General features: G+C 67.1%; 19 protein-coding genes. 10 read left to right on the top strand and 9 right to left on the bottom strand.

Features of this window, described 5'->3' with window-relative positions; translation table 11 throughout:
* Positions 1–21 precede the first annotated feature (21 nt).
* A complete protein-coding gene (locus NJG22_RS18010; RefSeq protein ID WP_253096443.1) occupies positions 22–429 on the bottom strand; it encodes a type II toxin-antitoxin system HicB family antitoxin in 408 nt (135 codons plus the stop codon).
* Positions 430–532: 103 nt separating this feature from the next.
* On the opposite strand from NJG22_RS18010, the gene NJG22_RS18005 reads away from it, so the two are divergent.
* The 9 genes from NJG22_RS18005 (at position 533) to NJG22_RS17965 (ending at position 8,007) form a co-directional block, all read left to right on the top strand.
* Positions 533–1,138 carry a CDP-alcohol phosphatidyltransferase family protein gene (locus NJG22_RS18005; protein ID WP_217852582.1) on the top strand — a complete coding sequence of 202 codons (606 nt, stop codon included), beginning with the start codon at positions 533–535 and terminating at the stop codon, positions 1,136–1,138.
* Positions 1,139–1,168: 30 nt separating this feature from the next.
* The gene (locus tag NJG22_RS18000) at positions 1,169–2,923 is read left to right on the top strand and encodes a bifunctional alpha/beta hydrolase/class I SAM-dependent methyltransferase (protein WP_253096442.1); all 1,755 of its coding nucleotides are present in this window, start codon (positions 1,169–1,171) and stop codon (positions 2,921–2,923) included.
* Entirely contained in the window at positions 2,923–4,248 is a 1,326-nt protein-coding gene (locus tag NJG22_RS17995) for a phosphatase PAP2/dual specificity phosphatase family protein (RefSeq protein WP_253096441.1), read from the top strand. Before NJG22_RS18000 ends, NJG22_RS17995 begins: the two co-directional genes overlap by 1 nt.
* Positions 4,245–4,664 (top strand): hypothetical protein, encoded by a 420-nt coding sequence (locus tag NJG22_RS17990; RefSeq protein ID WP_253096440.1) that lies wholly within the window; start codon positions 4,245–4,247, stop codon positions 4,662–4,664. Before NJG22_RS17995 ends, NJG22_RS17990 begins: the two co-directional genes overlap by 4 nt.
* Before the next feature lie 5 nt (positions 4,665–4,669).
* Positions 4,670–5,293: a lysophospholipid acyltransferase family protein gene (locus NJG22_RS17985; RefSeq protein ID WP_253096439.1), complete on the top strand. Its 624-nt coding sequence runs from the start codon at positions 4,670–4,672 to the stop codon at positions 5,291–5,293.
* Between the two features lies 1 nt (position 5,294).
* Positions 5,295–6,227 (top strand): phosphatidate cytidylyltransferase, encoded by a 933-nt coding sequence (locus NJG22_RS17980; RefSeq protein ID WP_253096438.1) that lies wholly within the window; start codon positions 5,295–5,297, stop codon positions 6,225–6,227.
* Positions 6,228–6,231: 4 nt separating this feature from the next.
* On the top strand, positions 6,232–6,753 hold the full coding sequence (locus tag NJG22_RS17975) for an HIT family protein (protein WP_253096437.1): 522 nt from the start codon (positions 6,232–6,234) through the stop codon (positions 6,751–6,753).
* Between the two features lie 54 nt (positions 6,754–6,807).
* Complete coding sequence (locus NJG22_RS17970) at positions 6,808–7,566, top strand: aminoglycoside adenylyltransferase family protein (protein WP_253096436.1); 759 nt, start codon at positions 6,808–6,810, stop codon at positions 7,564–7,566.
* Positions 7,567–7,662: 96 nt separating this feature from the next.
* On the top strand, positions 7,663–8,007 hold the full coding sequence (locus NJG22_RS17965; RefSeq protein WP_217852570.1) for a cupin domain-containing protein: 345 nt from the start codon (positions 7,663–7,665) through the stop codon (positions 8,005–8,007).
* A gap of 184 nt (positions 8,008–8,191) precedes the next feature.
* On the opposite strand, the gene mmsB is transcribed toward NJG22_RS17965, so the two are convergent.
* Entirely contained in the window at positions 8,192–9,079 is an 888-nt protein-coding gene (gene mmsB, locus NJG22_RS17960) for a 3-hydroxyisobutyrate dehydrogenase (RefSeq protein WP_253096435.1), read from the bottom strand.
* A gap of 10 nt (positions 9,080–9,089) precedes the next feature.
* Positions 9,090–10,616, bottom strand: a complete 1,527-nt coding sequence (locus tag NJG22_RS17955; protein WP_253096434.1) for a CoA-acylating methylmalonate-semialdehyde dehydrogenase — start codon at positions 10,614–10,616, stop codon at positions 9,090–9,092.
* 133 nt (positions 10,617–10,749) lie between these two features.
* Here NJG22_RS17955 and NJG22_RS17950 point away from each other — a divergent pair, with 133 nt between their 5' ends.
* Positions 10,750–11,700 (top strand): LysR family transcriptional regulator, encoded by a 951-nt coding sequence (locus tag NJG22_RS17950; protein WP_253096433.1) that lies wholly within the window; start codon positions 10,750–10,752, stop codon positions 11,698–11,700.
* Between the two features lie 99 nt (positions 11,701–11,799).
* On the opposite strand, the gene NJG22_RS17945 is transcribed toward NJG22_RS17950, so the two are convergent.
* From NJG22_RS17945 to recC, 6 genes are all read right to left on the bottom strand, one after another.
* Entirely contained in the window at positions 11,800–12,282 is a 483-nt protein-coding gene (locus NJG22_RS17945; RefSeq protein ID WP_253096487.1) for an OmpA family protein, read from the bottom strand.
* 21 nt (positions 12,283–12,303) lie between these two features.
* Positions 12,304–13,575: a diguanylate cyclase gene (locus tag NJG22_RS17940; RefSeq protein ID WP_253096432.1), complete on the bottom strand. Its 1,272-nt coding sequence runs from the start codon at positions 13,573–13,575 to the stop codon at positions 12,304–12,306.
* Positions 13,572–14,147 carry a YfiR family protein gene (locus NJG22_RS17935; protein ID WP_253096431.1) on the bottom strand — a complete coding sequence of 192 codons (576 nt, stop codon included), beginning with the start codon at positions 14,145–14,147 and terminating at the stop codon, positions 13,572–13,574. Before NJG22_RS17935 ends, NJG22_RS17940 begins: the two co-directional genes overlap by 4 nt.
* A gap of 70 nt (positions 14,148–14,217) precedes the next feature.
* Positions 14,218–16,293 (bottom strand): exodeoxyribonuclease V subunit alpha, encoded by a 2,076-nt coding sequence (recD, locus tag NJG22_RS17930; RefSeq protein WP_253096430.1) that lies wholly within the window; start codon positions 16,291–16,293, stop codon positions 14,218–14,220.
* Positions 16,290–19,961 carry an exodeoxyribonuclease V subunit beta gene (recB, locus tag NJG22_RS17925; RefSeq protein WP_253096429.1) on the bottom strand — a complete coding sequence of 1,224 codons (3,672 nt, stop codon included), beginning with the start codon at positions 19,959–19,961 and terminating at the stop codon, positions 16,290–16,292. Before recB ends, recD begins: the two co-directional genes overlap by 4 nt.
* Positions 19,958–23,440 (bottom strand): exodeoxyribonuclease V subunit gamma, encoded by a 3,483-nt coding sequence (gene recC, locus NJG22_RS17920; RefSeq protein ID WP_253096428.1) that lies wholly within the window; start codon positions 23,438–23,440, stop codon positions 19,958–19,960. The genes recB and recC overlap by 4 nt, the downstream gene beginning before the upstream one ends.
* Positions 23,441–23,606 lie beyond the last annotated feature (166 nt).

Raw genomic sequence — 23,606 nt, 5'->3', positions numbered from 1 at the left:
GTCAGCCGCGCTGGCCGTTGTTCACTGGACGACGGCCAGTTCGCGCAACGCCGCCGAGGCCAGAAAACCGGAGCGCGAGGCATAACGGTGATCGCGCTTCACTTTCTCGTCGATACGCTGCAGCAGGTTCTCGGGCAATGTCGCGTTGAAGCGTACAGCCTTGCCCAGGTAGGGCGTCACATCGAACGCCACCACCGCCCAGATACCACCGGCGTAATCCGGGTTGTCGATGTGCACGTCCACCTCAAGGGCTTGCGGCAGTGGCTCGCCGTCCGCCACCAGCCCTTCGAAATGCAGCGCCAATGCCTCCAGTACATTGTCGAGCGCATGCGACACACTACGCCCTGCAGAAAAGCAACCCGGCACATCGGGCACCGTCACGCCGTAGTCCGAATCGTCGTCCTTGTGCAGCACAACTGCAAATTTCATCGATTGTCTCCATTGGATTGCAATCCCGGCAAATGCCCCTTGCCCGGCAGCCACCCGATTCCCCACAATCCGGCCCATGCCGCGCCAAGACAGGGAATTCGCCGTGCCATCGATCTACCAGCTCAAACCCCGCTTCCAGGCGCTGCTGCGCCCCACCGTGCAACGCTTGTATGAACGCGGCATCAGCGCCAACCAGGTCACCGTGGCCGCTGCCGTGGTCTCCCTGCTGCTGGGCCTGCTACTGGCCTGGCTGCCCCAGGTCACCTGGCTGTTCATCCTGATCCCGGTGTGGATGCTGCTGCGCATGGCCCTCAACGCCGTGGACGGCATGCTCGCCCGCGAGTTCGGCCAGCAATCGAAGCTCGGCGCCTACCTCAACGAACTGTGCGACCTGGTCGCCGACGCGGCGCTGTACCTGCCCTTCGCCCTGCTGCCCGGTGTTTCGCCGACGCTGGTGGTGCTGGTGGTGCTGGCCGCGGTGATCAGTGAATACGCCGGCGTCATGGGGCCGCTGGCCGGTGCCTCGCGCCGCTATGACGGGCCCATGGGCAAAAGCGACCGGGCCTTCGCCTTCGGCGTGTTGGGCACCGGGGTGGCGCTGGGCCTGCTGGCCGCGAGCTGGATCAACGGCCTGCTGCTGGTCATCCTGCTGCTCTCGCTCTATACCCTGTACAACCGGGTTCGCCACGGCCTGGCCGAAACCCGCTGAGCCTCTCGCTGCCGGACAAGGATATTCGCCATGCGCCAAGCGCAATCGCTGCATTTCCCAACCCATGACGGGGTCGAGCTGCACTACCGTCACTGGCCCGCCACGCGCAACGAGCACCCGCCGCGCCGCGCGCTGGTGATGTTCCACCGCGGCCACGAGCACGGCGGGCGCCTGGCGCACCTGGCCGACGAGCTGGACATGCCCGGCTACGACCTGTTCGCCTGGGACGCCCGTGGCCATGGCCAGTCACCCGGGGCCCGCGGCGACAGCCCGAGCTTCGCCACCAGCGTGCGCGATGTGCAGACCTTCATCGAGCATATCCAGGCCCGGCACGGTATCGCCGAGGCCGACATGGTGGTGCTGGCGCAAAGCGTCGGCGCGGTGCTGGTGGCCACCTGGGCCCACGACTACGCGCCCAAGGTGCGCTGCCTGGTGCTTGCCTCGCCGGCGTTCAAGGTCAAGCTCTACGTGCCGTTCGCCCGTCCCGGGCTGAAGCTGCTCAAGGCCCTGCGCGGCAACTTCTTCGTCAACAGCTACGTCAAACCAGGCCTGCTCACCCACGACCCGGAACGGGTCATGTCCTATGTCGCCGACCCGCTGATCAGCCGGCCGATCTCGGTGACCATGCTGCTGGGCTTGTACGAGGCCGCCGAACGCGTGGTCGCCGATGCCCAGGCGATCCAGGTGCCGACCCAACTGCTGGTCTCCGGCGCCGACTTCGTCGTCGAGCGCGGCCCGCAGCTGCGCTTCTTCGAACGCCTGGGCAGCGCCCGCAAGGAAATGCATCTGCTGCCCGGCTTCTTCCACGACACCTTGGGCGAACGTGACCGGGCCCATGCCCTGGCGCGGATCGAGCGCTTCGTCGCTCATTGCTTCGACGCACCCGCACCGCTGCCCTCGCTGCTCGCTGCCGACAAGGCCGGCGCCAGCTGCGCCGAGGCCGAAAGCCTGGCCGCACCGTTGCCGCGCAACTCGCCGCGCGACCTCTACTGGCGCGCCATCCGCGCCAGCCTGCGCCTGGGCAAGGGGCTGTCCACGGGGATCAAGCTGGGCTTCGACACCGGCTTCGACTCCGGCTCGACCCTCGACTATGTCTACCGCAATACGGCCACGGGCAAGGGCCGCCTGGGCGCGCTGATCGACCAGAACTACCTCAACGCCATCGGCTGGCGCGGCATTCGCCAGCGCAAGCTGCATGTCGAGGAACTGCTGCGCCTGGCCATCACCCAACTGCGCGCGCAACAACGCCCGGTGCATATCGTCGATATCGCCGCCGGTCACGGCCGCTACATCCTCGAGGCCCTGCAAGGGCTGGAGCAGTTGCCAGACTCGATCCTGCTGCGCGACTACAGCGAGCTGAACGTCCAGCAAGGTAGCGCGCTGATCGAAGCCAAGGGGCTGGGCCAGGTCGCCCGTTTCGTCCAGGGCGACGCCTTCGACCGCCACAGCCTGGCCAGCCTCGCACCGCACCCCAGCCTGGCCGTGGTCTCCGGCTTGTACGAACTGTTCGCCAGTAATGAGCAGGTGGGCAACTCCCTGGCCGGGCTGGCCGACGCGATCGAGGACGGTGGCTACCTGGTCTACACCGGCCAGCCCTGGCACCCGCAGCTGGAGATGATCGCCCGCGCCCTGACCAGCCACCGTGGCGGGCAGGCCTGGGTCATGCGGCGACGCAGCCAGGTGGAGATGGACCAACTGGTGGCGGCTGCAGGTTTTCGCAAGCTGACCCAGCGCATCGACGAATGGGGCATCTTCAGCGTCAGCCTGGCGCAGCGGGTGCGTTGATGGCCCGTGAAACCGGGCTGATTCGCCGCGGCGTACTGTGGCTGTTGCTGCTGGGGCCGTTGTTTTTCCTCAGCTACGGGCTGGCCAACACCTATACCGCCGGGCGCGCGGATATCGCCAGCCTGGTGTTCGATTGGGAGCGACAGATACCGCTGTGGCCCTGGACGATCATCCCGTACTGGTCGATCGACCTGCTGTATGGCTTGTCGTTCCTGCTGCCGCGCTCGCGTGCGGAGATGGACCGCCATGCCCTGGCACTGCTGAGCGCGCAACTGATCTGCGTGGCCTGCTTCCTGCTCTGGCCGCTGCGCTTCACCTTTGAGCGCCCCGAACTGGCGGGCCTGTTCGGCTGGCTGTTCGATGTGCTGATGGGCTTCGACAAACCCTACAACCAGGCGCCGTCGTTGCACATTGCCTTGCTGGTGATCATCTGGACGATGTTTGCCCGGCATACGCGCCGTCCGGCCTGGCGTTGGATGGTGCATGGCTGGATGGGGCTGATCGGTGTGTCGGTGCTGACTACCTGGCAGCACCACTTCGTCGATGTGCCGACCGGGGCGCTGGCGGGTTTCGTCTGCCTGTGGCTGTGGCCGCGCAGCAGCCCGTTGCCCTGGCAGCAGGCAGGTTGGGCGCAGGATCGGCAACGTTGGCGCCTGGCGCTGCGCTATGGCCTGGGCGCGGCCGTGCTGGCGCTGCTGGCGATGGCGCTCGGCGGTGGCGGATTATGGTTGCTGTGGCCGGCGCTGTCGTTACTGCTGGTGGCGCTGAACTATGCCCTGTTCGGCGCCGCAGGGTTCCAGAAAGGCGCCGACGGGCGGCTGTCGGTGGCCGCCAGCTGGCTGCTGGCGCCTTACCTGCTGGGCGCCTGGATCAATTCGCGGCTATGGACCCGGCGCCACCCGCAGGCGGACGAGGTGGCTGACGGCGTGTATCTGGGCAGGGTACCTGGGTGCAGGCAAGCATCGCCGTTCGCCGCGATTGTCGACCTGAGCGCGGAGCTGCCCTGTCTTGCCGTCAGTCGCTCCGCGCGGAAAACACCACAGCACTACCAGAGCCTGCCAACCCTGGACCTGATCGCCCCAGACCGGGAAACCCTGCAACAGGCCGCCAAGGCCATCGAACACTGCCAGCGACAAGGCCCGGTGCTGGTCTGCTGCGCCCTGGGTTACTCGCGCAGCGCCAGTGCCGTCGCCGCCTGGCTGCTGCTCAGCGGCCGCTGTGCCACTGCCGAACAGGCCCAAGCGCTGATTCGCCAGGCGCGCCCAGGCGTGGTCCTGCACACGGCCCACCAGCTCGCCCTGCAACAACTGGAAGCCTATTCATGAACCTGCCTGTGGTCGCCAGCCTGCTCGCTCGCGGGCGCCAGCTGGAGCGCCTGTCAGATGGCATCACCCTGCTGGCCCTGGCTTATAGCCTCGCACCGCTGCTGGGCATTGCCCTGCCTGCGCTCACCCGCTTGCTCTGCGCAGCGGTGCTGGTGATCGGCCTGGCGCACAAATACTGGGCCATCCGCGTCGCCCTGGATGCCGAGCTGTTCGCCCAGCTCGGCACCAGCACTGACCTGCCCGCCGACACCGAGGCACTGGACCGCGCACTGTTCGAACTGCGCCTGAAACCGAACCGCCACGATCCACGCGACTGGCCGAGCCGCAGCCAGGCCGCGCTGGCCCTGCTACGCCGCCAGGCCTTGTGCCTGGCCGTGCAGGTGCTGCTGATCGCCACCCTTCCCTTCACCGGATAAACCCGATGCTCGCCAGCCTGACCGCCTTCGTCATCACCTCCGCCGCCCGCCTGATCACCGGCGCCCGTGCCTTGTGGCTGGGCTGCACGCCGCAACCGGTGCAACGCCTGTACTTCGCCAACCACAGCAGCCATGGCGACTTCGTGCTGCTGTGGGCCGCGCTGCCCGAACCGTTGCGGCGGCGCACACGTCCCGTGGCGGGTGCCGACTACTGGTGCCAGCCAGGCATGCGCCATTTCCTGATCCGCCAGGTGTTCAACGCCGTGCTGATCGACCGCCAGCACGGCGCAAGCGAGGGCAACCCGCTGCAACCGGTGCTCGATGCCTTGGCCCAGGGCGATTCGCTGATCTTCTTCCCCGAGGGCACGCGCAACCTGACCGACGACCCGCTGCTGCCATTCAAGAGCGGCCTGTTCCACCTGGCCACGGCCAACCCGCAGGTCGAACTGATACCGGTATGGATCGCCAACCTCAACCGGGTCATGCCCAAGGGCCGCGCCCTGCCGCTGCCGCTGCTGTGCACCCTGAGCTTCGGCGAGCCGCTGCACCTGGAGCCGGACGAAAGCAAGCATGCCTTTCTCGAGCGGGCCCGCCAGGCCCTGCTGAACCTGGCCCCGAAGGAAGCCTGAGATGGATCACAACACCCTGTCCCTGTTCGCCGGCATCGGCGCCCTGCTGCTGCTCGCCAGCCTGGTCGGCCGCCTGCTCAAGTGGCGCGCCGGCCCGGCGCCGCACGCGGTAATCGACAACCTCAACGCGCGCATCAATGCCTGGTGGGTGATGGTGCTGGTGATCGGCATCGCCTTCCTGTTCGGCAAGTACGGCGTGATCGTGCTGTTCTACGGCGTGTCGTTCTACGCCCTGCGCGAATTCATGACCCTCACCCCGACCCGGCGCAGCGACTACCCGGCGCTGGCGGCGGCGTTCTATGTCGCGCTGCCGGTGCAGTACCTGCTGATCGCCATGGACTGGTACGGGCTGTTCAGCATCTTCATCCCGGTCTACCTGTTCCTGCTGCTGCCGATCCTGGCCAGCTTCGGCGGCGATACCACACGCTTTCTCGAGCGCGCCTCGAAGGTGCAGTGGGGCTTGATGATCGCGGTGTACTGCGTGTCCTCGGTGCCGGCGCTGATGACCCTGGACATCCCCGGCTACGAAGGCCGCAACCTGCTGCTGATCGCCTGGCTGATCCTCGTGGTGCAGATCAGCGACGTGTTGCAGTACGTGTGCGGCAAGCTGTTCGGCAAGCGCAAGGTGGCGCCCAACCTGTCGCCGTCCAAGACCCTCGAAGGCCTGCTGGGCGGCGTGGCCCTGGCCACCCTGATCGGCGCGCTGCTGTGCTGGATCACCCCGTTCACCTTCTGGCAGGCGGCGCTGATGGCGTTGACGGTCAACGCCATGGGCTTCTTTGGCGGGCTGGTGATGTCGGCGATCAAGCGCGACCGCGGGGTGAAGGACTGGGGCCACATGATCGAAGGCCACGGCGGCATGCTCGACCGCATGGACTCGGTGTGCTTCGCCGCGCCGGTGTTCTTCCACTTCGTGCGCTACTGGTGGGTGTGAGGGAATGCACATGCGTGCCGACTACATCGTCCACGAAAGTGAACACTGGATCATCAACCATCACCTGGCCTCGCGCCTGCCAGGCTACCTGGTGTTCGGTTCACGAGCGCAAGTCGATAGCCTGGCGGACCTCCCCGCCGAGGCTTTGGCGGAAATGGGGCTACTGATGAGCAAGGTGCAGCAGGCGATGGACCAGGAACTGGCACCCAAGTGGCTATACATTGGGCGATTCGGTCATGCACCGGGACTGCCCCTGCATTTTCACTTCATCCCGGTGTACGACTGGGTCGAGGCGCTGTTCTGGCGCGATGAACGGTACCGGGCGCTGCAACAGTTCGGCTCGATGGAGCAGGCGTTGTCGCAGACCGACGGTGCAGAGCTGACGCTGTTCGTCTGGCGCGAGTTCGGTGAAAGCCAGACCCCGCCGCAGATATCGGGCAGAAGTGTTGCCGAGGTCATTGCGGCGCTGCGTGCCAGTATCAAGCAAGCCATTGTGGGGGAGGCCTGCGTCGACTGCCTCGTGTGAGCGGGCAGGATGGGAGCGGCCTTGCTATGGTGTGTCCCCAGGAGGCTTTCACCAATGATCGAGCGACAACTGCATGCAGCCAAGCAATTGCTCCATCGGCACCTCGGCGATCAGTTGCTGGCCATCCATCTATACGGCTCGGCGGTAACCGGCGGCCTGAAGCCAGAGAGCGACCTCGACTTGCTGGTGACCGTGACCCAGCCGCTGAACGATGTCACTCGACGGTCGCTGCTGCTCGATCTTCTGGATGTCTCCGCCCCTCCCGGGTGCCACGCCAACTGGCGCGCGCTCGAAGTGACGTTGCTGGTTCACGCCGATATCCAGCCCTGGCGCTATCCCGCACGTCGAGAACTGCAATTTGGCGAATGGCTGCGCGAGGCTTTGCTCGCCGGCGAAATCGAAGCTGCGGTGCTCGACCCGGACTTGGCCATCCTGCTGACCAAGGCACGTCAGCATAGTGTGTGCCTCTTAGGCCAACCTGCCGCGGATTGGTTCGCCCCGGTGCCAACGGCTGATCTGGCGCAGGCCTTCTGTGACACCCTCGCCCAATGGAACACGGCAGATGATTGGCGTGGTGACGAACGCACCGTGATCCTGGCCCTGGCGCGCATCTGGTACAGCCGCACAACCGGCGCGATCGTGGCCAAGGATGTGGCCGCCGAATGGCTGCTGCCACGCCTGCCCGAGCCCCATCGCCAGGTACTGGCCAACGCTCGCGCCGCCTACCTGGGCGAAGCCGAAGAGCGTCTGGGCGAATGGCCGGCACAAGTGTCCGCCTTCATCCACTTCTGCAAGGCGCAGATGCCAGCATAGCGCAGGCAGGCAGCTGGACGTCGAGCCCAGGCAACTGCCCGTACGTCGATGGCCCTATGGTGATGCGTCTTTTCACCTGTTACCTGGAGCCACGCCATGTCCGATTTCATCACCGTCCTGCGCGAAACCTGCCCGACCCCGGTGGTCGACGCCACCAAGTGGAAGCGCATCGGCGGCGACCCGCACACCGTCAACCTCAATGCCTACCTGTCCGCCGACGGCAGCAAGATCATGGGCACCTGGATCTGCACGCCGGGCAAGTTCGAGGTCAACTATGAGAAGTGGGAGTACTGCCATTTCCTCGAGGGCTATTGCATCGTCACCCCTGAGGGTGAAGAGCCGAAGCATCTGAAGGCTGGGGATGTGTTCGTGATCGAACCGGGGATGAAGGGAACCTGGGAAGTGGTCGAGACCGTGCGCAAGTACTTCGTCTTCGCCTGATACCGTAGGGGCCGCCCTGCGCCCCCTGTGGGAGCGGCCTTGTGTCGCGATCGAGGACGCAGCCGCAGCCCAAGGCAGATCAAAAAAGACAGATCAAAAAAAATCGCGGATCGGGCACCCTCCCCTCTGGTGCGCAGTTACAGAGGCAAGGGCCACCCGGCCCGCGATCAAGTCCACTCGCTCGTCAATCCTTCTTGCGGTACCCCTCGACAATCGCCGAGAAATCCTTGCCGCCTTCGCCGCGCAGGCTCATGGCCTGGTACAGCTGCTGGGCCACGGCGCCGAGGATCACCGGCTGGTGCGCCTGGCGCGCGGCCTCGGTGGCCAGCCCCAGGTCCTTGAGCATCAGCTCGGCGCCGAAGCCGCCGGTATAGCCACGGGACGCCGGGGCAGTGTCGATGATGCCCGGCCACGGGTTGTAGGTGTCGGAGCTCCAGCAACGCCCGGTCGAACTGTTGATGATGCCGGCCAGCACCTTGGTATCGATGCCCAGCGCATTGCCCAGGGCCATGGCCTCGGACACGCCGATCATCGAGATCCCCAGCAGCAGGTTGTTGCAGATCTTGGCGATCTGCCCGGTGCCCACTTCACCGCAGTGCACGATATTGCGGCCCATCTGCTCGAGCACCGGCTTGAGGCTGGCGAACAGCTCGGCGCTGGCGCCGACCATGAAGGTCAGGGTGCCGGCCGCCGCGCCACCGGTACCGCCGGAAACCGGCGCATCGCCCATGTCGATGCCCTTGGCGGCCGCGGCCTTGGAGACGTCGCGGGCGGTCTGCGGGTCAATGGTGCTGCAGTCCACGGTCGGGGTGCCGGGGCGGATGCCGGCCAGCACGCCGTCCTCGTTCAAGTACACGCCGCGCACATGGGCCGCGGCCGGCAGCATGGTGATCACCAGCTCGCTGTTGGCGGCGGCGTCCTTCGGCGAGCTGCTGACCTGCCCGCCCAGCTCGGCGAGTTCGGCCAGCACGGTCTTGTTGAGGTCGAACAGGTTCAGCTGGTGCCCGGCCTTGATCAGGTTGCGGGCCATGGGCGCGCCCATGTTGCCCAGGCCGATGAATGCGATACGCATGACGAGCTCCTTAGCGCAGGCTGATGGTGGTGTTCACACCGTCATTGACGCTGTCGTCATCGAACCAACGGGCAGTGACGGTCTTGGTCTGAGTGTAGAACTGCACCACCTGCTTGCCGTACGGGCCAAGGTCGCCAAGCTTGGAGCCGCGCGAACCTGTGAAGCTGAAGAACGGCACCGGCACCGGGATCGGGATGTTGATGCCCACCTGGCCGATGTCGATCTCGCTCTGGAACTTGCGCGCCGCCGCGCCGCTCTGGGTGAACAGGCCAGTGCCGTTGCCGAACGGGTTGGCGTTGACCAGGGCGATGGCCTCGTCGAGGGTGTCGACCTCCAGGGTCACCAGCACCGGGCCGAAGATTTCCTGGGTGTAGACCTGCATGTCGGTGGTCACCCCGGAGAACAGGGTCGGGCCGACGAAGTTGCCTTGCTCGTAGCCCGGCACCTTGACGCCGCGGCCATCGAGCTCGAGCTTGGCGCCCTCCTTGATACCGCTTTCGATCAGGCCCAGCACACGCTCCTTGGCGCGCTTGGAGACCACCGGGCCGACATCGGTGCCCGGTTCGCTGCCGGCGTTGACCTTGAGCTTGCTGGCGGCCTCCTTGATGTCCGGCAGCCACTCGCGGGCCTTGCCCACCAGCACCGCCACCGAGGTGGCCATGCAGCGCTGGCCGGCCGCGCCAAAGGCGGCGCCGACCAGGGCGTTGATGGTCTGGGTGCGGTTGGCGTCGGGCAGGATCACCGCATGGTTCTTGGCGCCCATCATCGATTGCACGCGCTTGCCGTGCTGGCTGCCGAGGTTGTAGACGTGGGTGCCGACTTCGGTCGAGCCGACGAAGGAGATCGCCTTGATGTCCGGGTGGGTGCAAATGCCATCGACCACCTGCTTGCCGCCGTGCACCACGTTGAGCACGCCGGCCGGAATGCCCGCCTGCAGCGCCAGCTCGACCAGCATCATGGTCGACAGCGGGTCCTGCTCGGACGGCTTGAGCACGAAAGTGTTACCGCAGACGATGGCCATCGGGAACATCCACAGCGGGATCATCGCCGGGAAGTTGAACGGGGTGATGCCGGCGCACACGCCGATCGGCTGGCGCAGGGTGTAGGTGTCGACACCGCCGGCGACGTTCTCGGCGAACTCGCCCATCTGCAGGGTGCCGATGGACGCTGCGTGCTCGACCACTTCCAGGCCGCGGAAGATATCGCCTTCGGCATCGGCAATGGTCTTGCCCTGCTCGGCGCTGAGGGTCAAGGCGATGCGTTTGCTGTGCTCACGGATCAACGCCTGCAACTTGAGCATGATGCGCATGCGCGCGCCGATCGGGGTGTCACGCCAGGTCTTGAAAGCACGCTCGGCGGCGGCCACGGCGGCGTTCACCTCCTCCTCGGTGGCGAACGGCACTCGCGCCAGCACTTGCTGGGTGGCCGGGTTGACGATATCGCGCCACTCGGTGGTCTTCGACTCGACCCACTGGCCGTCGATCAGCAGCTTGACCTGCTCGACCTTGGTCTGGTCGGGGGTTTGCGGTGCGTTCATCTGCGCTCTCCTTGGAATTATTGTCGGAACGAGATCGCCTACGCCGGGGTGAACACGGGGTGGCGTCTAGGGGCTGAGATCGAGTATAGATGTGCAAACATCCAACAAGAATGCACAAAAAAACCGGATCATCATGCAAAAAGACCTCACCTCCCTCAGCGCGCTCAACTGGGACGACCTCAAGTTCTTTCTTGAGGTAGCGCGCACCCGCAAGGCCAGCAGTGCGGCCAAGCGCCTGAGCGTGGACTACACCACGGTCTCGCGGCGCATCGGCTCACTGGAAGGGGCGCTGGGCACATTGCTGTTCGAGAAGTCGCGCACCAACGGCTTCGTCCTCACCGCCGAGGGCCAACGCCTGCTGGGCTATGCCGAATCGATCGAAAGCACCCTGCACATGGCCTGCGAGCAAGTCTCAGGCTCGGGCGTGGCGTTGTCGGGGCATGTGCGCATGGGCTGCACAGAAGGCTTCGGCAGCTTTTTCGTCACCCCGCAGCTGAGCCATTTCGTCGACGCCTGGCCGGCGATATCGGTGGATATCCTGCCGCTGCCGCACTTCATCAGCCTGTCCAAGCGCGAGGCCGACATCGTCATCGCCCTGGAGCGGCCGGAACATGGGCCTTACGTGTGCTGCAAGCTGTGCGACTACCGCCTGCGCCTGTACGCCACCCAGGACTACCTGGCGCGCCACCCGCCGATCCAGCAGCTTGCCGACCTGGCGCAGCATCCGTTCATCAGCTACGTCGACGACCTGGCATTCAGTTCGGAGTTGCTGTACCTGGCCAACCTGATCCCCAACGCCCAGGCGCACCTGCGCAGCACCAGCGTGATCGCCCAGTACACGGCGGCGTTGCAGGGGCGCGGGCTGGCGATCCTGCCGTGTTTCCTGGCGGCGCAGGACCCACGGCTGGTGACGGTGCTGCCGGAGCAGGTCGAGGTGACGCGGCAGTTCTGGATGTACTGCCGGGAGGATCTGCGCAAGTTGAAGCGGATCACCCTGCTGTGGGACTACATCCGCGAGGTGACCGAGGCCAATGCGCCGTTGCTGATGGGGCAGACGCGGGACATGAAGTTCGCCCGACACTGACGAGGACCGCCATGTGGCCCGTTGGCCGGCAAGCCGGCTCCTACCAAACAATACGTGATTGCTTGCCGGCGAAGGGAACGCGCAGCGGCTCCAATAGCCTCAGTCGGAGCCCACCACGATCGACACCCGGCGGTTCTCCATGCGCCCTACCGCGGTGCGGTTGTCGGCCACCGGCTGGCTGCTGCCCATGCCGCGGGTCTGGATGTTCTGCGGCTGCATGCCGATGCCGATCAGCGCCTTGGCCACGCTCTGCGCGCGACGCTCGGACAACTGCTGGTTGTAGGCGGCCTTGCCCGAGGCATCGGCATGGCCGTCGATGCGCACCCGCTGGATGTTCACCGACAGCAAGGCCTTGCCGATGCGCTCGACGATCGACTCACTCTGGCTGTTGAGGCTGTCCAGGTCGCTGCCGAACAGCACCTTGCCCGACAGGTCGAACGCCCAGCCTTCGTCGGTCGGGGCGAAGCCCTCGCGCTTGAGCACCGCCACCTGCTCGGGGGTCAGGCCCTTGGGCGGCACGCTCTGGCAGCCGGCAAGCGCCAGCAGAGCCAGCAGCAGGGCAAAAATCGGGAAACGCAGCATGGGAAAACGGTTGGTCACGGTTCAGCTCCTGTTCTTTACGTCAGTGACACGGCGCTCCGGCTGGGCCACTTGCCAATGGCCACGGCGCTTGCGCTTGGCCTGGTACATCGCCGCATCGGCGGCATTGAGCAGACTGGCCGGGTCGCGGCCGTCGTCGGGGTAATAGGCGATGCCGACACTCAGCGAGGTAGTGATGCTGTTGCCATCCTCCAGCGGCACCGGCACCTTCATGCTGGCGATGATCTTCTCGGCGATGCGCTGGGCGTCCTCGCGCGAGTGCAGCGGCGTCAGCAGAATGGCGAACTCGTCGCCGCCCAGCCGCGCCACCAGGTCATGCTCGCGCAGTTGCGCGCGCACCCGGCTGGCGACGCTCACCAGCACCTCGTCGCCCACCGCGTGGCCGAGGCTGTCGTTGATCTGCTTGAAATGGTCACTGTCGAGGAACAGCAGCGCCAGGTGCTCCTCGTTGCGCGCAGCGCTGCGCAGGCTGCGGCTCAGGCGGCCCTCGAAGAACGCGCGGTTGGGCAGGCCGGTGAGGCTGTCGTGGCTGGCCTGGTGGGCAAGGCTCTCGTTCTCGCTCTGCAAGTGGCTGTGCCAGGCTTCCAGTTCATCGAGCAGGGCATTGAAGTCGTTGCCCAGCTCATTGAGCTCGGCGATCTGCGTCTCGGGCACGCGTCGGTCGAAACTGCGCTCGCGGCGCGCGGCGTGGGCGACGCTGGCCAGGTGGCGCAGCGGCCGGATGATATCGCCGAACACCCGGCGCGACAGGTACAGCGCCAGCACCGCGCTGAGCACGGTACACACCAGGATGCCAACCAGGCCGCTGAGCAGGAAGCGCACCAGGCTGCCGCCCTGACCGGTCAGCTCGATATGGCCGACCCGCTGGCCCATGTGCTGCACCGGCATGCTGATCGGCTCTTCCAGCAGGCTGCGCGCCACTTGGGTCTGCAACTGCGCCATCACCCCCTGCTCATCGCGTTGCCAATGGGCCAGCAGGTCGCCGTCGTTGTCGTACACCTTGGCATCGGCCACCTCCTCGGTGGCGGCGATCAGCGCCAGCGCCTCGTTGGCCGCGGCGCTGTCGTCGAATACCACGGCGGCCTCGACGGTGTAGTTGATGGAGCGGGCGATCAGGTGCAGGTTGTGGTTGGCGTACACCCGCAGCGCCGCGACCCCGAGCAGGGTCACCAGCACCCCGGCAAGGCCGGCGGCGAGCAAGGCCACGCCCAGGTGGCCGCGGCCCAGTACCGCACGCAAGGTTGGCCGGCTGACGCGCTTGGCTGGACGTTTCATGGCTGCCCTGCCCGGCGTCGCGACAATTGCAGCACGCTGGGGTGGATGCGCACGCCACTGCGCGCCACCGAGTCGAGGTTGACGTCGAAGGCCACCTGCGGGTCGCCAATGCGCAGGCAGAACAGGCTGCCGACCGTGCATGGGTCGCCGGCCTCGCTGATGCTCAGTATTGGGTGGCCGTTGAGCGCCTGGAACAGCCGCTCGCGGTGGGCCTGGTCGAGCTTGCCGATGTACACCGCATCGCAGGCGCTGGCCAGGCTCGGGTCGTTGGCCAGCAGGCGCCGCACCTGCAGCGGCTGCCCGGAGCTCTGCACGTTGCCCTTGATCAGGTCATCGGCGTACTCGGTGGGGCCGACCAGGCACAGGCGCAAGGGGTTGGGCTCGGCCGGCCAGCGTGCGTAGCTGAGGATGCCCAGCACCACCTGGGTCACGGCCCGGGCGCGCTGCTGCACTTGCGCGTCCGGCACGCTACCGGCCGCCCAGGCGGACGCGCCGTTCGACAACAGCAGGGCCATCAGCAGCGAGAACGCACAGCCCGTCACTCGTCTCAAGGCCGAGACAGCCACTGTCATGGAGGGAAATCTCACAAAAGTATTTGCAGATAATGCCGCAACGATAGCATATCGGCGGCGAACTCCAGCGTCAGACTTGCTCCAGCATCAGCCCCGACACCCGCCTGACCTTGCGTTCCACGGCCTCCTCGAACACCCCGGCGCGCGGCTCGATCAGGCTGAAGCAGTGCTTGGCGCGGGTGATGCCGGTGTACACCAGCTCCTTGGTCAGCACCGGGTTCAGTGCGTCGGGCAGCACCAGCGCGGTATGGCTGAACTCCGAGCCCTGGGACTTGTGCACGGTCATGGCGAACACGGTTTCCACTTCGCTGAGCCGGCTGGGCAGGACGAAACGCACGCCACCACTGCCGTCGTTGCGCGGGAAGGCCACCCGCAGCAGCGCCTGGCCCTGCTCGTCCGGCAGGCGCAGGGCAATGCCGATATCGCCGTTCATCAGGCCAAGGCCGTAGTCGTTGCGGGTCACCAACACCGGGCGGCCTTCGTACCAGGCTTGCTGGTTGTCGATCAGCCCAGCGTTGTGCAGCACCCGGGCCACCCGTTCGTTCAGCCCCTCCACGCCCCAGGCGCCCTTGCGCACCGCGCACAGCAACTGGAAGCCCTCGAAACTGCGCAGCACCTCGCCGGCCCAGTGCTCCCAGCGCGGATCGTCGGCGGCGGTACCCGGCGCCGGGCGCAGGCGGCCGATGGTTCGCAGGTAGCTGCGGTAACCTTGCGGGCCCTGCGCGCCCTGGTTGAGGCCATCGAGCAGCAGGCGGTCGAAGCGCTTGTCGTGCTCGCCACCGAGCGTCAGGCAGAACACATCGTCGAGCCGGGTGGCCAACAGCGCCCGCGCCTCCTGCGCCTGCTGGCGGTTGACCAGCCGCGCCAGCTGGCCGATGCCGCTGCCCTCACCAAAGCGTCGGGAATGGCGCAGCATGACAATCTGCTGGGCCAGTGGCTTGCGCGGCTCATCGCCCGCCTGCAAGCCGATGCCGGCCAGTGACTGCCCTCCCATCTGCTCCAGCCAGGCCAGGGTCTGCGGCCAATAGCAGCCATCCTCGGCATCCCGGCACAGGTCACCCAGCACCGCGCCGGCTTCCACCGAGGCCAACTGGTCCTTGTCGCCCAGCAGCACCAGGCGCGCGCTGGCCGGCAGGGCATCGAGCAGGTTGGCCATCATTTCCAGGTCGATCATCGACGCCTCGTCGACCACCAGCACGTCCAGCGGCAAGGGATTGCCCGCGTGATGGCGGAAGTGCCGCGACCCAGGGCGGCTGCCCAGCAGGCGGTGCACGGTGCTGACCTCGGTGGGGATCTGCTCGCGCACCTCGGCCGCCACTTGCAGGCGCGCCACCTGTTGGCCAATGGATTCGGTCAGGCGTGCCGCGGCCTTGCCGGTCGGCGCCGCCAGGCGGATACGCAGCGGCCGCCCCTGCTCGACCGCCGGCGCCTGCAACAGCGCCAGCAGGCGCACCACCGTGGTGGTCTTGCCGGTACCCGGGCCACCGGTGATCACGCTGAAACCGGCGCGGGTCGCCAGGGCACAGGCAAGCTTTTGCCAGTCCACCTCGCCTGCGGGGGCGCCGCCGTCGAACAGCTGCGCCAGGCGCTGCGGCAAGTCGGCCTGCACCGGCAGCTGCCGGGCCAGGCGCTGGTGCAGCGTGGCGTCGATGCGCCGCTCGTAGGCCCAGTAGCGCCGCAGGTACAGGCGTTCGCCACTGCGCACCAAGGGCCGCGGGCGTTGCGCAGGGGCATCGCCATCGGCCACCAGGGTGCTCTGGCCGATGCGCTGCAACCACAGCCCCAGGTCGAGGCCGCCCAGCAACTGCGAGGGCAGCAGCAGGGGGCCGGTCAGGGCATCCCCTTCCGGCGGCAACGACAGGGCGAAATCCGGCTCGGCAAGGGTCTGGCGCAGGTCGAGGCAGACATGGCCATGGCCCAGCTGGTGGCTGGCCAACGCCGCCGCCAGCAGCACCAGCGGATCGCTGCCGGGCGCGCGCTCCTCGAGGAAGCTGACGAACGCCCGGTCGAGGGCGCGCAACCAGCCGCGCTCGACCCAGCGATCGAGCAGGGCCAGCAGGTCATGGCTGTCGCCCAGTGGCGCCAGGGCGCTGAGGTGTTCGGCCTGCAACGGGGTGGGCAGCAGGTCGTCGAGGCGTCGGCTCATGGCGCGGCTCCGGCAAACAGGTCCTGTTGTTCGGGGGCGTGCTCGCCGCGAAACAGCGCGTCGAGCTGCTCGATCAGCGCCCGTGGCGGCCGGGCGTGGTACAGCCCATGGCCCGCCGTGGTGACGCCACGCAGGAAGATGAACAAGGCACCGCCGACATGGCGGTCGTAGTCGTAGTCGGGCAGGCGCGCGCGCAGCTGGCGATGCAGGGCCAGCAGGTAGAGCACGTACTGCAGGTCGTAGCGGTGCTCGAGGATCGCCTGCTCCATGGCCTGGGCCTCGTAGGCGCCGGCATCGGGGCCGAGCCAGTTGGACTTGTAGTCGGCCACGTAGTAGCGCCCATCGAGTTCGAAGGCCAGGTCGATGAAGCCCTTGAACATGCCGTTGAGCACGGTCGGCAAGGCCGCCGGGCGCGCGGCGCCGGCATGGGTATGGCGCACCACCAGATGATCGAGCTGCTGCGCATCGACCCGGTGGCTGGCGAACCAGAACTCCATTTCGATCTGGTACTGGCGCAACCCCGCCAGGCTCACGCTAATGCCCTGCAGCGGCAAGGGCTGTACCAGCAGCTGTTGCAGCCATTGCGTGAGCGTCGGGATCCAGCCCTTCCAGTCACGCCGGTTGCAACGCCGGCCAACGGTGCGCTCGATCTCGTCGGGCAGGGCACTGACCTCGGCGAACCCTTCGCGCCCGGCCCACTCGAGCAGGCCGTGGAGGAAGGTGCCGGGGTTCGGGCCGCGGGGGAAACGATGAATATCGCCGGCCTCGGCCGGCACCTCGCGCAGCAACTGGCTGTCCAGGGTTTCGTCGTCCAGCAGTTGCTGGGCCTGGGAACTGTCGGCGACCAGGGTCTGGTCACCCAGGCGCAGGGCGCTGTACGAGGCGATCCACCAATGCTCGGCGGCGGCGCGCCGTGGCTTGCGCGGGGGCAGCAGCTCGCGCTGGTTGTCCGGTATGCGGTAGCGCTGTTCGTCGGCCGGCGGCAACGGCAGCCTGGCGATGCTCGGGCTACTGGCCGCCAGGGTGTCGAGCCACCCGGCCAATTGGTTGCTCGCCGCCAGCGGCACGCCGCCGCCGAGCAGGTAGCCCAGGGCCGAACGGTGCAACTGCGAACTGCGCTGGGTACCGCGCTTGAGGTCGGCCACCCCCAGCCAGCAGGCGTGCTGGGCCCGGGTCAGGGCCACGTAGAGCAGGCGCAGGTCCTCGGCCAGGCGTTCATCGTCGGCGCGCTCGATCTGCCGTGCATCGGGGGTCAGCGTAAGGTGCGCGACCCCCTCGTCGTCATGCCAGCCCAGCGGCAGGCGCTGGCCGTCCACCGGCTTGCTGGTGCAGATGAACGGCAGGTAGACCAAGGGGTACTCCAGGCCCTTGGACTTGTGGATGGTCACCACCTTGACCAGCTGTTCGTCGCTCTCCAGACGCAGGATCTGCTCTTCGCCGGCCTGCCCGGCGCTGGCCAGGTGCTCGGAGAGGTGGCGAATCAGTGCCTGCTCGCCATCCAGTTCGCCCGCTGCCTGTTGCAGCAGCTCGGCCAGGTGCAGCAGGTTGGTCAGCACCCGTTCGCCGTCGCTGCGGCCCATGAGCGTGCGCGGCAGCTGGAAGTCATGCAGCAGGCGGCGCAGCATCGGCAGCACGCCCTGGCGTTGCCAGGTGTCGCGGTAGCGCCGAAAACGCATCACCCAGTCTTCCCAGACGCGCTCGTCCTGGTTCAGCCGCTCCAGCTCGATCAACGGCAGGTCGAGGGTCAGGCTGGCCAGCGCGGCCTTGAGCAGGCGCTCGGCATCCGGCTCGGCGCAGGCCTTGAGCCAGGCCAGCAGGTCGTGGGCCTCCTGGGCGGCGAACACCGAGTCCTTGTCCGACAGATACACGCTGCGCACGTCGCGGGCAGCCAGCTCGGCGCGGACCATCTGCGCCTCGCGGCCATCGCGCACCAGGATGGCGATATCCGCAGGCAGGCAGGGCCGCAACTTACCGGCCGCATCGGCAAAACCGGTGACACCCTGCTGGCCGCCATCGAGCAAGGCGACGATATGGCTGGCGCAACTGGCCGCCAGGCGTTGGCGATACAGCGTGCCGGATACCGGCTCGTCACTCTCCAGCTGCCAGCATTGCAACGCGGCAGTGGCCTGGCCGTCGATCAGTAACTGCTCGCTGCGGCCCTTGGCATGGACTTCGACGAAGGGCAGCGGGTTGTCGCCCTGGGTGCGGAACAAGAACGCGCCGCGCCCTTCGCGCCGCGCCTCGGCCTCGAGGAACACCCGGTTGACCGCCGCGACCATGGCCTGGCTGGAGCGGTAGTTGGTGTCCAGGCTGTGCAAGCGCCCGGCAGTGGCACGCCGGGCGGCCAGGTAGGTAAAGATGTCGGCGCCGCGGAAGGCGTAGATCGCCTGCTTGGGGTCGCCGATCATGAACAGGCCGGTGTCCGGGTTGTTTTCGCCGATCCGGTAGATGCACTCGAAGATGCCGTACTGCACCGGGTCGGTGTCCTGGAATTCGTCGATCAAGGCCACCGGGAACTGCTCGCGGATCAACCCGGCCAGGCGCTCGCCAGCGTCGCTGCCCAGGGCATGCTGCAACCGCAGGAGCATGTCGTCGAAGCCCATTTCGGCCCGCCGGCGCTTTTCCACCTCGAAGCGCGCCGAGACCCAGGCCGCGGCATGCTCCAGCAGGCGTGCATCGGGGCTGGCGAGCCCCTGCAATTGCTCGCGCAGGGTTTCCATGGCACGCAGCGCCGGATGCTCGGGGGGCTCGCCGGCCTTCCAGGCTTCAGCCATGCCGGCCGGGGTCAGGCGGGTGAAACCGGTGCCCAGGTCCAGCTCCATGGCCTGCTCGTCACCAGCCCAGGCGCGCAGTTTGTCGAACCAGGGCTCGAAGTAGCGCGCTTGCAACTTGCGTCCGTCCGCCTGCTTGGCGGCCACGGCATCGCGGCAGATCTGCTGCAGCTCGTCGGCCCAGGCGCCCCATGGCGCCTTGAGTTGGCCCAGTTGCTCGGTGCGCTGGCGCAGGGTCGCTTCGATCAGCGCCTGCGGGTCGCCTTCGTCGGCCTGGCCACGCACCCGCCCGAACAACGGCCTGATGCGTGGCAGCAAGGCATCCGGGCTGCCCCAGTTGCCACGCACCCAGGCCAGCGACTCGCCGCGCATGCCGTAGCAGAAGCGCCGCCAGTAATCGCGCATGACCTGCCCAAGCAGTTCGCTGTGGTCGGTTTCCAGGCTCTGGGTGAACAGGCTGCCGCTGTCGAAGGCGTGTTCGCGCAACATGCGCTGGCACCAGCCGTGGATGGTCGACACCGCCGCTTCGTCCATCCACTGCACGGCGATCTCCAGGCGGCTGGCGCAACGTGCCCAGTGCGCCTGTGGATAATCGTCGCGCAGTTGATGCAACAGCGGGTCGGCGTCTTGCAGCTCGCCACGGAAGAACCGCGCCGCCTCGGCCAGGCGCGCGCGGATACGCTCGCGCAGCTCCTTGGTGGCGGCATCGGTGAAGGTCACCACGAGGATCTGCGGCGGCAGCAGTTCGCGGCTGAACGCCTGGGCGCCACCATGCCCGAGGATCAGGCGCAGGTACAGCGCGGAAATGGTGAAGGTCTTGCCGGTACCGGCGCTGGCCTCGATCAGTTGGCTGCCGTGCAGGGGAAAACTCAACGCCAGGGGGCGGGCTTGGCTCATTGGTCGCTCTCCGGGTTACCCAGGGTCTGCCAGGGCGCGGCGAACAGCGGGCGATACAGGGTTTCGCACCAACCTTCGAACGTCTCGTCCAGGGCCAGCGCGGCAAAGTCACGGAATTGCCGGGCCAGGGCCAGGCTCTCGCTGCGCTCGCCAAAGCTGTTCTGGCCATCGCCTTCGTAGGCGCGGGTCGCGGCAGCCAGGGCCTTGTCCGGGTCTTCCTGGGCGAGCCAGGCGAAGGCGGTCTTGGTCGCCACCGGCAACGGCGTGTTCATGCCGGCCTGGCGCGCCACCAGCAAGTCGCCCAGGCGCTCGGCGGCCTCATGTTGAGGCAGCGGGCCCAGCAACAGGGTGATGTCGCTGGCCACCAGGGCGCTGTGCTGTGGATAACCGCAGGCGCAGGCGGCCAGGTGCATGACCCAGGTCGGTACCAGGCGGTGCCACTTCAGGCTGTTGCGCCCGGCGCTGATGGCGTTGGGCACCGTGGCAATGCTCAGCAGGCTCTGGTCCTCGGCCTGGTAGACCCGGCCGAGCCAGCCTTCCAGGCGGTGCGGCCCGTGTTCGAAGTGAATCGGCAAAGCGCCTTCGACCACGCTCGGCCAACGCTGCAACAACTGCCGGTGGCGTTGCAGCAGGTCCGGCAGCGGCTGGATCAGCTCAACCTGCAGGGCCTCGCCGAAACCGGCCAGGGGCAGCAGGCCGCAGGCCTGGAGGCGGCGCGCCTGGGTGTGCAGCGCTTGCTCGGCGTTGTCCGGGTCGGCCAACGCCGCGCCCAACAGGCTTTCACTCAGGCCATAGCGTTGCAGCGCATCGAGGCTGAAGGGCTCTTCGTCCGGGGTCGGTGCTTCCAGGGCTTCGAAGAACACTTTCAGGCGCTGGCTGAAGAAGTGGCGTACCGGGTGGCGCAAAAAGTCCTGCAACTGCGTCAGGCTCAGCGGTTCATCGCTGCTGTACGGCGGCAGCTCGACATGCTCGGCCTGCCCCTCGGCCTCGGCCTGATGCAGCACCAGCCACTCATTGGCAAAGCTGAACAGCGGGCTGCCTTTCTGGAAGTAGCGCTGGCTGAAAGGCTGCAACGGGTGCTCCTGGGTCAGCGCGTGGAGCAACTGTTGCCCCGGGTCGTCCCGTTGCCCGGCCTTGGCGCCGGCCAACTGCCAACCGGCGGCCAGATGGTCGCGCAACTGGCCCACCAGCACCGATGCCGGGCGCTCGCTGTTGTCGCGAATGCTGCGGCCCACCCAGCTGACATACAACTGGTCGCGCGCCGAAAGCAGGGCCTCGAGCAACAGGTAGCGGTCATCTTCGCGGCGCGAACGATCGCCGGGGCGGTAGTCGCTGGCCATCAGGTCGAAATCCAGTGGCGGCTGCGCCCGCGGGTAGTCGCCGTCGTTCATGCCCAGCAGGCAAACCACGCGGAACGGGATGGCCCGCATCGGCATCAACGTGCAGAAATTCACCGAACCGGCGAGGAAACGCTGGGACAGCTTGCCCTGATCCAGGCCCGACAACCAGGCCTCGCGTACCACCGTGAGCGGCAGCAGGTCCTGCAGGCCGACCGCTTCGCAGGTTTCCAGCCAGGTGTCGCGCAGGTCCTGGAGCTGCACCAGCAGCAGTTCGTCATGTTCGTCCTCGGCCAGGAAGAACACCTGCAACAGGGCATGCAGCCGCTCGCCCCACTCAGTGGCGGTGGCAGGCTGCGACAGGGCCTGGCAGGCCACGTCCAGGGCATCGAGCAGCGCCACCAACGGGCCGATCAACGCCGCGTCAAGGCCACCGATCTCGTCGTAGGGCTCGATACCGTCGCAGCCCTCGCCCACCCCCACCGCATAGCCGAGCAGCATGCGCCGCAGGCCGAATCGCCAGCTGTTCTGCTCCAACCCTTCGGGCAGGCCCAAGGTGGCTCGCTGCTGGGCGCTGAGCCCCCAGCGAATGCCGGCGCCTTCGATCCAGCGGTGCAAGGTGGCCAGGTCGCTCTGCTGGATGGCAAAGCGGGCGCGCACGGCCGGGACATCCAGCAGGTCGAGCACTTCGCTCACGGCGAAGCGGCTGTCGGGCAACTTGAGCAGGTGCTCCAGCGCGATCAGCAACGGGTCGCGGCCGCGCTGGCCCTGGTCGGTGAGGGTGAAGGGGATGTAGCGCGGGTCGTTGCGCTCCAGCTGGCCGAATACCGCGCGGATGTGCGGCGCGTAGGTATCGATCGCCGGGAGCATGACGATGATGTCCCGCGGGCGCAGGCTCGGGTCGGCGCTGAACCGGGCGAGCAACTGGTCGTGGAGGATCTCCACCTCACGTTGCGGGCTGTGGGCGACATGAAAGCGTACCGAGCGGTCCTTCGCAGGCTCCACCGCAGGCCATTGCTCGCGGGTTTCCGCCAACGGGCGCAGCTCGAGGATATCGTCCTGCAACTGGTTGAGCAGGGTCTTCGGCTCGCCGTCGCTGAACAGGTCGATGCGTCCGTCGCTGAACACGCTCTGGTAGCTGCCGGGGTCGTCGTAACTGTCGAGCAGGTTGATGTAGTCGCGACCCTGCTTGCCCCAGGCGGCCAGCAGCGGGTGGGCGTGCTGGTGCAGCAGTTCGTCGTCCAGTTGCAGCGGCATGCCCTGCTTGCGCTGCTGGCGTTTGTACTGGTGACGCAGCAGGTCCTTGTCGGCGACGATGTCGCCCCAGTGGTGGCGGCAGGGGTTGTGCACGCACAGCAGTACCTGGCTGAAACGGGCAAGCCCGGCCAGCGCCTCGAGAATCTGCGCCGGCAACGACGAGATACCGAAGACGATCAGCCGCGCAGGCAGGCCGGCGGGGGCTTGCTCCAGGCTGTTGATCCTCTCGATGAAGCGTTGATGCACACCCGCCCGGCTTTGTGCCATGCCGGCTTCCCCCACGTCCTCGAGCAGGATCCGCCACAACTCGGCCTGCCAACGATTAGCTGGGGCCAGGGGCTTGCGCTCACCGCGCGCGGTGTGGAGTACATGGGCGCCGTTGGCCCAGTCCTTGAGCCAGTCGGCCCGGTAGACCTGGTACTGGTCGAACAGATCGGCCAGGCGCTCGGCCAACTGGTAGCGCTTGCGCAAGTCGCTGTCATCGGTCAGGAAGCGGCGCAGCGGCTCGAAGTGCGGTAGCTCGATCACCTCCGGCAGCAGGCGCATCAGGCGCCAGGTCAGCGGGGCCTTGTCGAGCAGCGATACCTCGGGGATTTCGTCGCGGCCCAGGACCCGGCGATACAGCTGCCACATGAAACTGCCCGGCAATTGCACCTCGATGGCCGCGGCAATGCCACACCCCCCCTGGTCGTCCTCCTGGGGATCCTCGGCCAGGGCCAGCTTCAGCCACTGGGCGATACCGTTGCTCTGCACCAGGGCGATTTCGTTTTCCAGCGGCGCCAAGGGATAGCGACGCATCACGCTCACCACCAGGTTGCGCAAGTCATCCAGGCGGTTGCCCTGGACGATCATGAAGCCTGGGTGCAGTGAGGTGGTCTGGGGCATTGGTTGTTCTCGGGTGGCAGTCGGTTCCAAGGGGGAACCTTAACATGGCGCAGATGGCGGGAGCGTCGCTTGCCTGCGACGCCTGGCCCCGGCCCTGCAACGGCCCCTGTAGGAGCGGCCTTGTGTCGCGAAAGGGCTGCGCAGCAGACCCAGGATCGCAGCCTTC

The sequence above is a fragment of the Pseudomonas sp. VA159-2 genome (assembly GCF_024126635.1).
GTDB lineage: Bacteria > Pseudomonadota > Gammaproteobacteria > Pseudomonadales > Pseudomonadaceae > Aquipseudomonas > Aquipseudomonas muyukensis.
This window is presented reverse-complemented; position numbering and strand designations above follow the sequence as displayed.

Excerpts from the sequence above, each read along its gene's own strand:
- NJG22_RS18010 (WP_253096443.1), bottom strand. The coding sequence starts at position 429 with ATGAAATTTGCAGTTGTGCTGCACAAGGACGACGATTCGGACTACGGC.
- NJG22_RS18000 (WP_253096442.1), top strand. The coding sequence starts at position 1,169 with ATGCGCCAAGCGCAATCGCTGCATTTCCCAACCCATGACGGGGTCGAG.
- NJG22_RS17995 (WP_253096441.1), top strand. The coding sequence starts at position 2,923 with ATGGCCCGTGAAACCGGGCTGATTCGCCGCGGCGTACTGTGGCTGTTG.
- NJG22_RS17990 (WP_253096440.1), top strand. The coding sequence starts at position 4,245 with ATGAACCTGCCTGTGGTCGCCAGCCTGCTCGCTCGCGGGCGCCAGCTG.
- NJG22_RS17985 (WP_253096439.1), top strand. The coding sequence starts at position 4,670 with ATGCTCGCCAGCCTGACCGCCTTCGTCATCACCTCCGCCGCCCGCCTG.
- NJG22_RS17980 (WP_253096438.1), top strand. The coding sequence starts at position 5,295 with ATGGATCACAACACCCTGTCCCTGTTCGCCGGCATCGGCGCCCTGCTG.
- NJG22_RS17975 (WP_253096437.1), top strand. The coding sequence starts at position 6,232 with ATGCACATGCGTGCCGACTACATCGTCCACGAAAGTGAACACTGGATC.
- NJG22_RS17970 (WP_253096436.1), top strand. The coding sequence starts at position 6,808 with ATGATCGAGCGACAACTGCATGCAGCCAAGCAATTGCTCCATCGGCAC.
- NJG22_RS17965 (WP_217852570.1), top strand. The coding sequence starts at position 7,663 with ATGTCCGATTTCATCACCGTCCTGCGCGAAACCTGCCCGACCCCGGTG.
- mmsB (WP_253096435.1), bottom strand. The coding sequence starts at position 9,079 with ATGCGTATCGCATTCATCGGCCTGGGCAACATGGGCGCGCCCATGGCC.
- NJG22_RS17955 (WP_253096434.1), bottom strand. The coding sequence starts at position 10,616 with ATGAACGCACCGCAAACCCCCGACCAGACCAAGGTCGAGCAGGTCAAG.
- NJG22_RS17950 (WP_253096433.1), top strand. The coding sequence starts at position 10,750 with ATGCAAAAAGACCTCACCTCCCTCAGCGCGCTCAACTGGGACGACCTC.
- NJG22_RS17945 (WP_253096487.1), bottom strand. The coding sequence starts at position 12,282 with ATGCTGCGTTTCCCGATTTTTGCCCTGCTGCTGGCTCTGCTGGCGCTT.
- NJG22_RS17940 (WP_253096432.1), bottom strand. The coding sequence starts at position 13,575 with ATGAAACGTCCAGCCAAGCGCGTCAGCCGGCCAACCTTGCGTGCGGTA.
- NJG22_RS17935 (WP_253096431.1), bottom strand. The coding sequence starts at position 14,147 with ATGACAGTGGCTGTCTCGGCCTTGAGACGAGTGACGGGCTGTGCGTTC.
- recD (WP_253096430.1), bottom strand. The coding sequence starts at position 16,293 with ATGAGCCGACGCCTCGACGACCTGCTGCCCACCCCGTTGCAGGCCGAA.
- recB (WP_253096429.1), bottom strand. The coding sequence starts at position 19,961 with ATGAGCCAAGCCCGCCCCCTGGCGTTGAGTTTTCCCCTGCACGGCAGC.
- recC (WP_253096428.1), bottom strand. The coding sequence starts at position 23,440 with ATGCCCCAGACCACCTCACTGCACCCAGGCTTCATGATCGTCCAGGGC.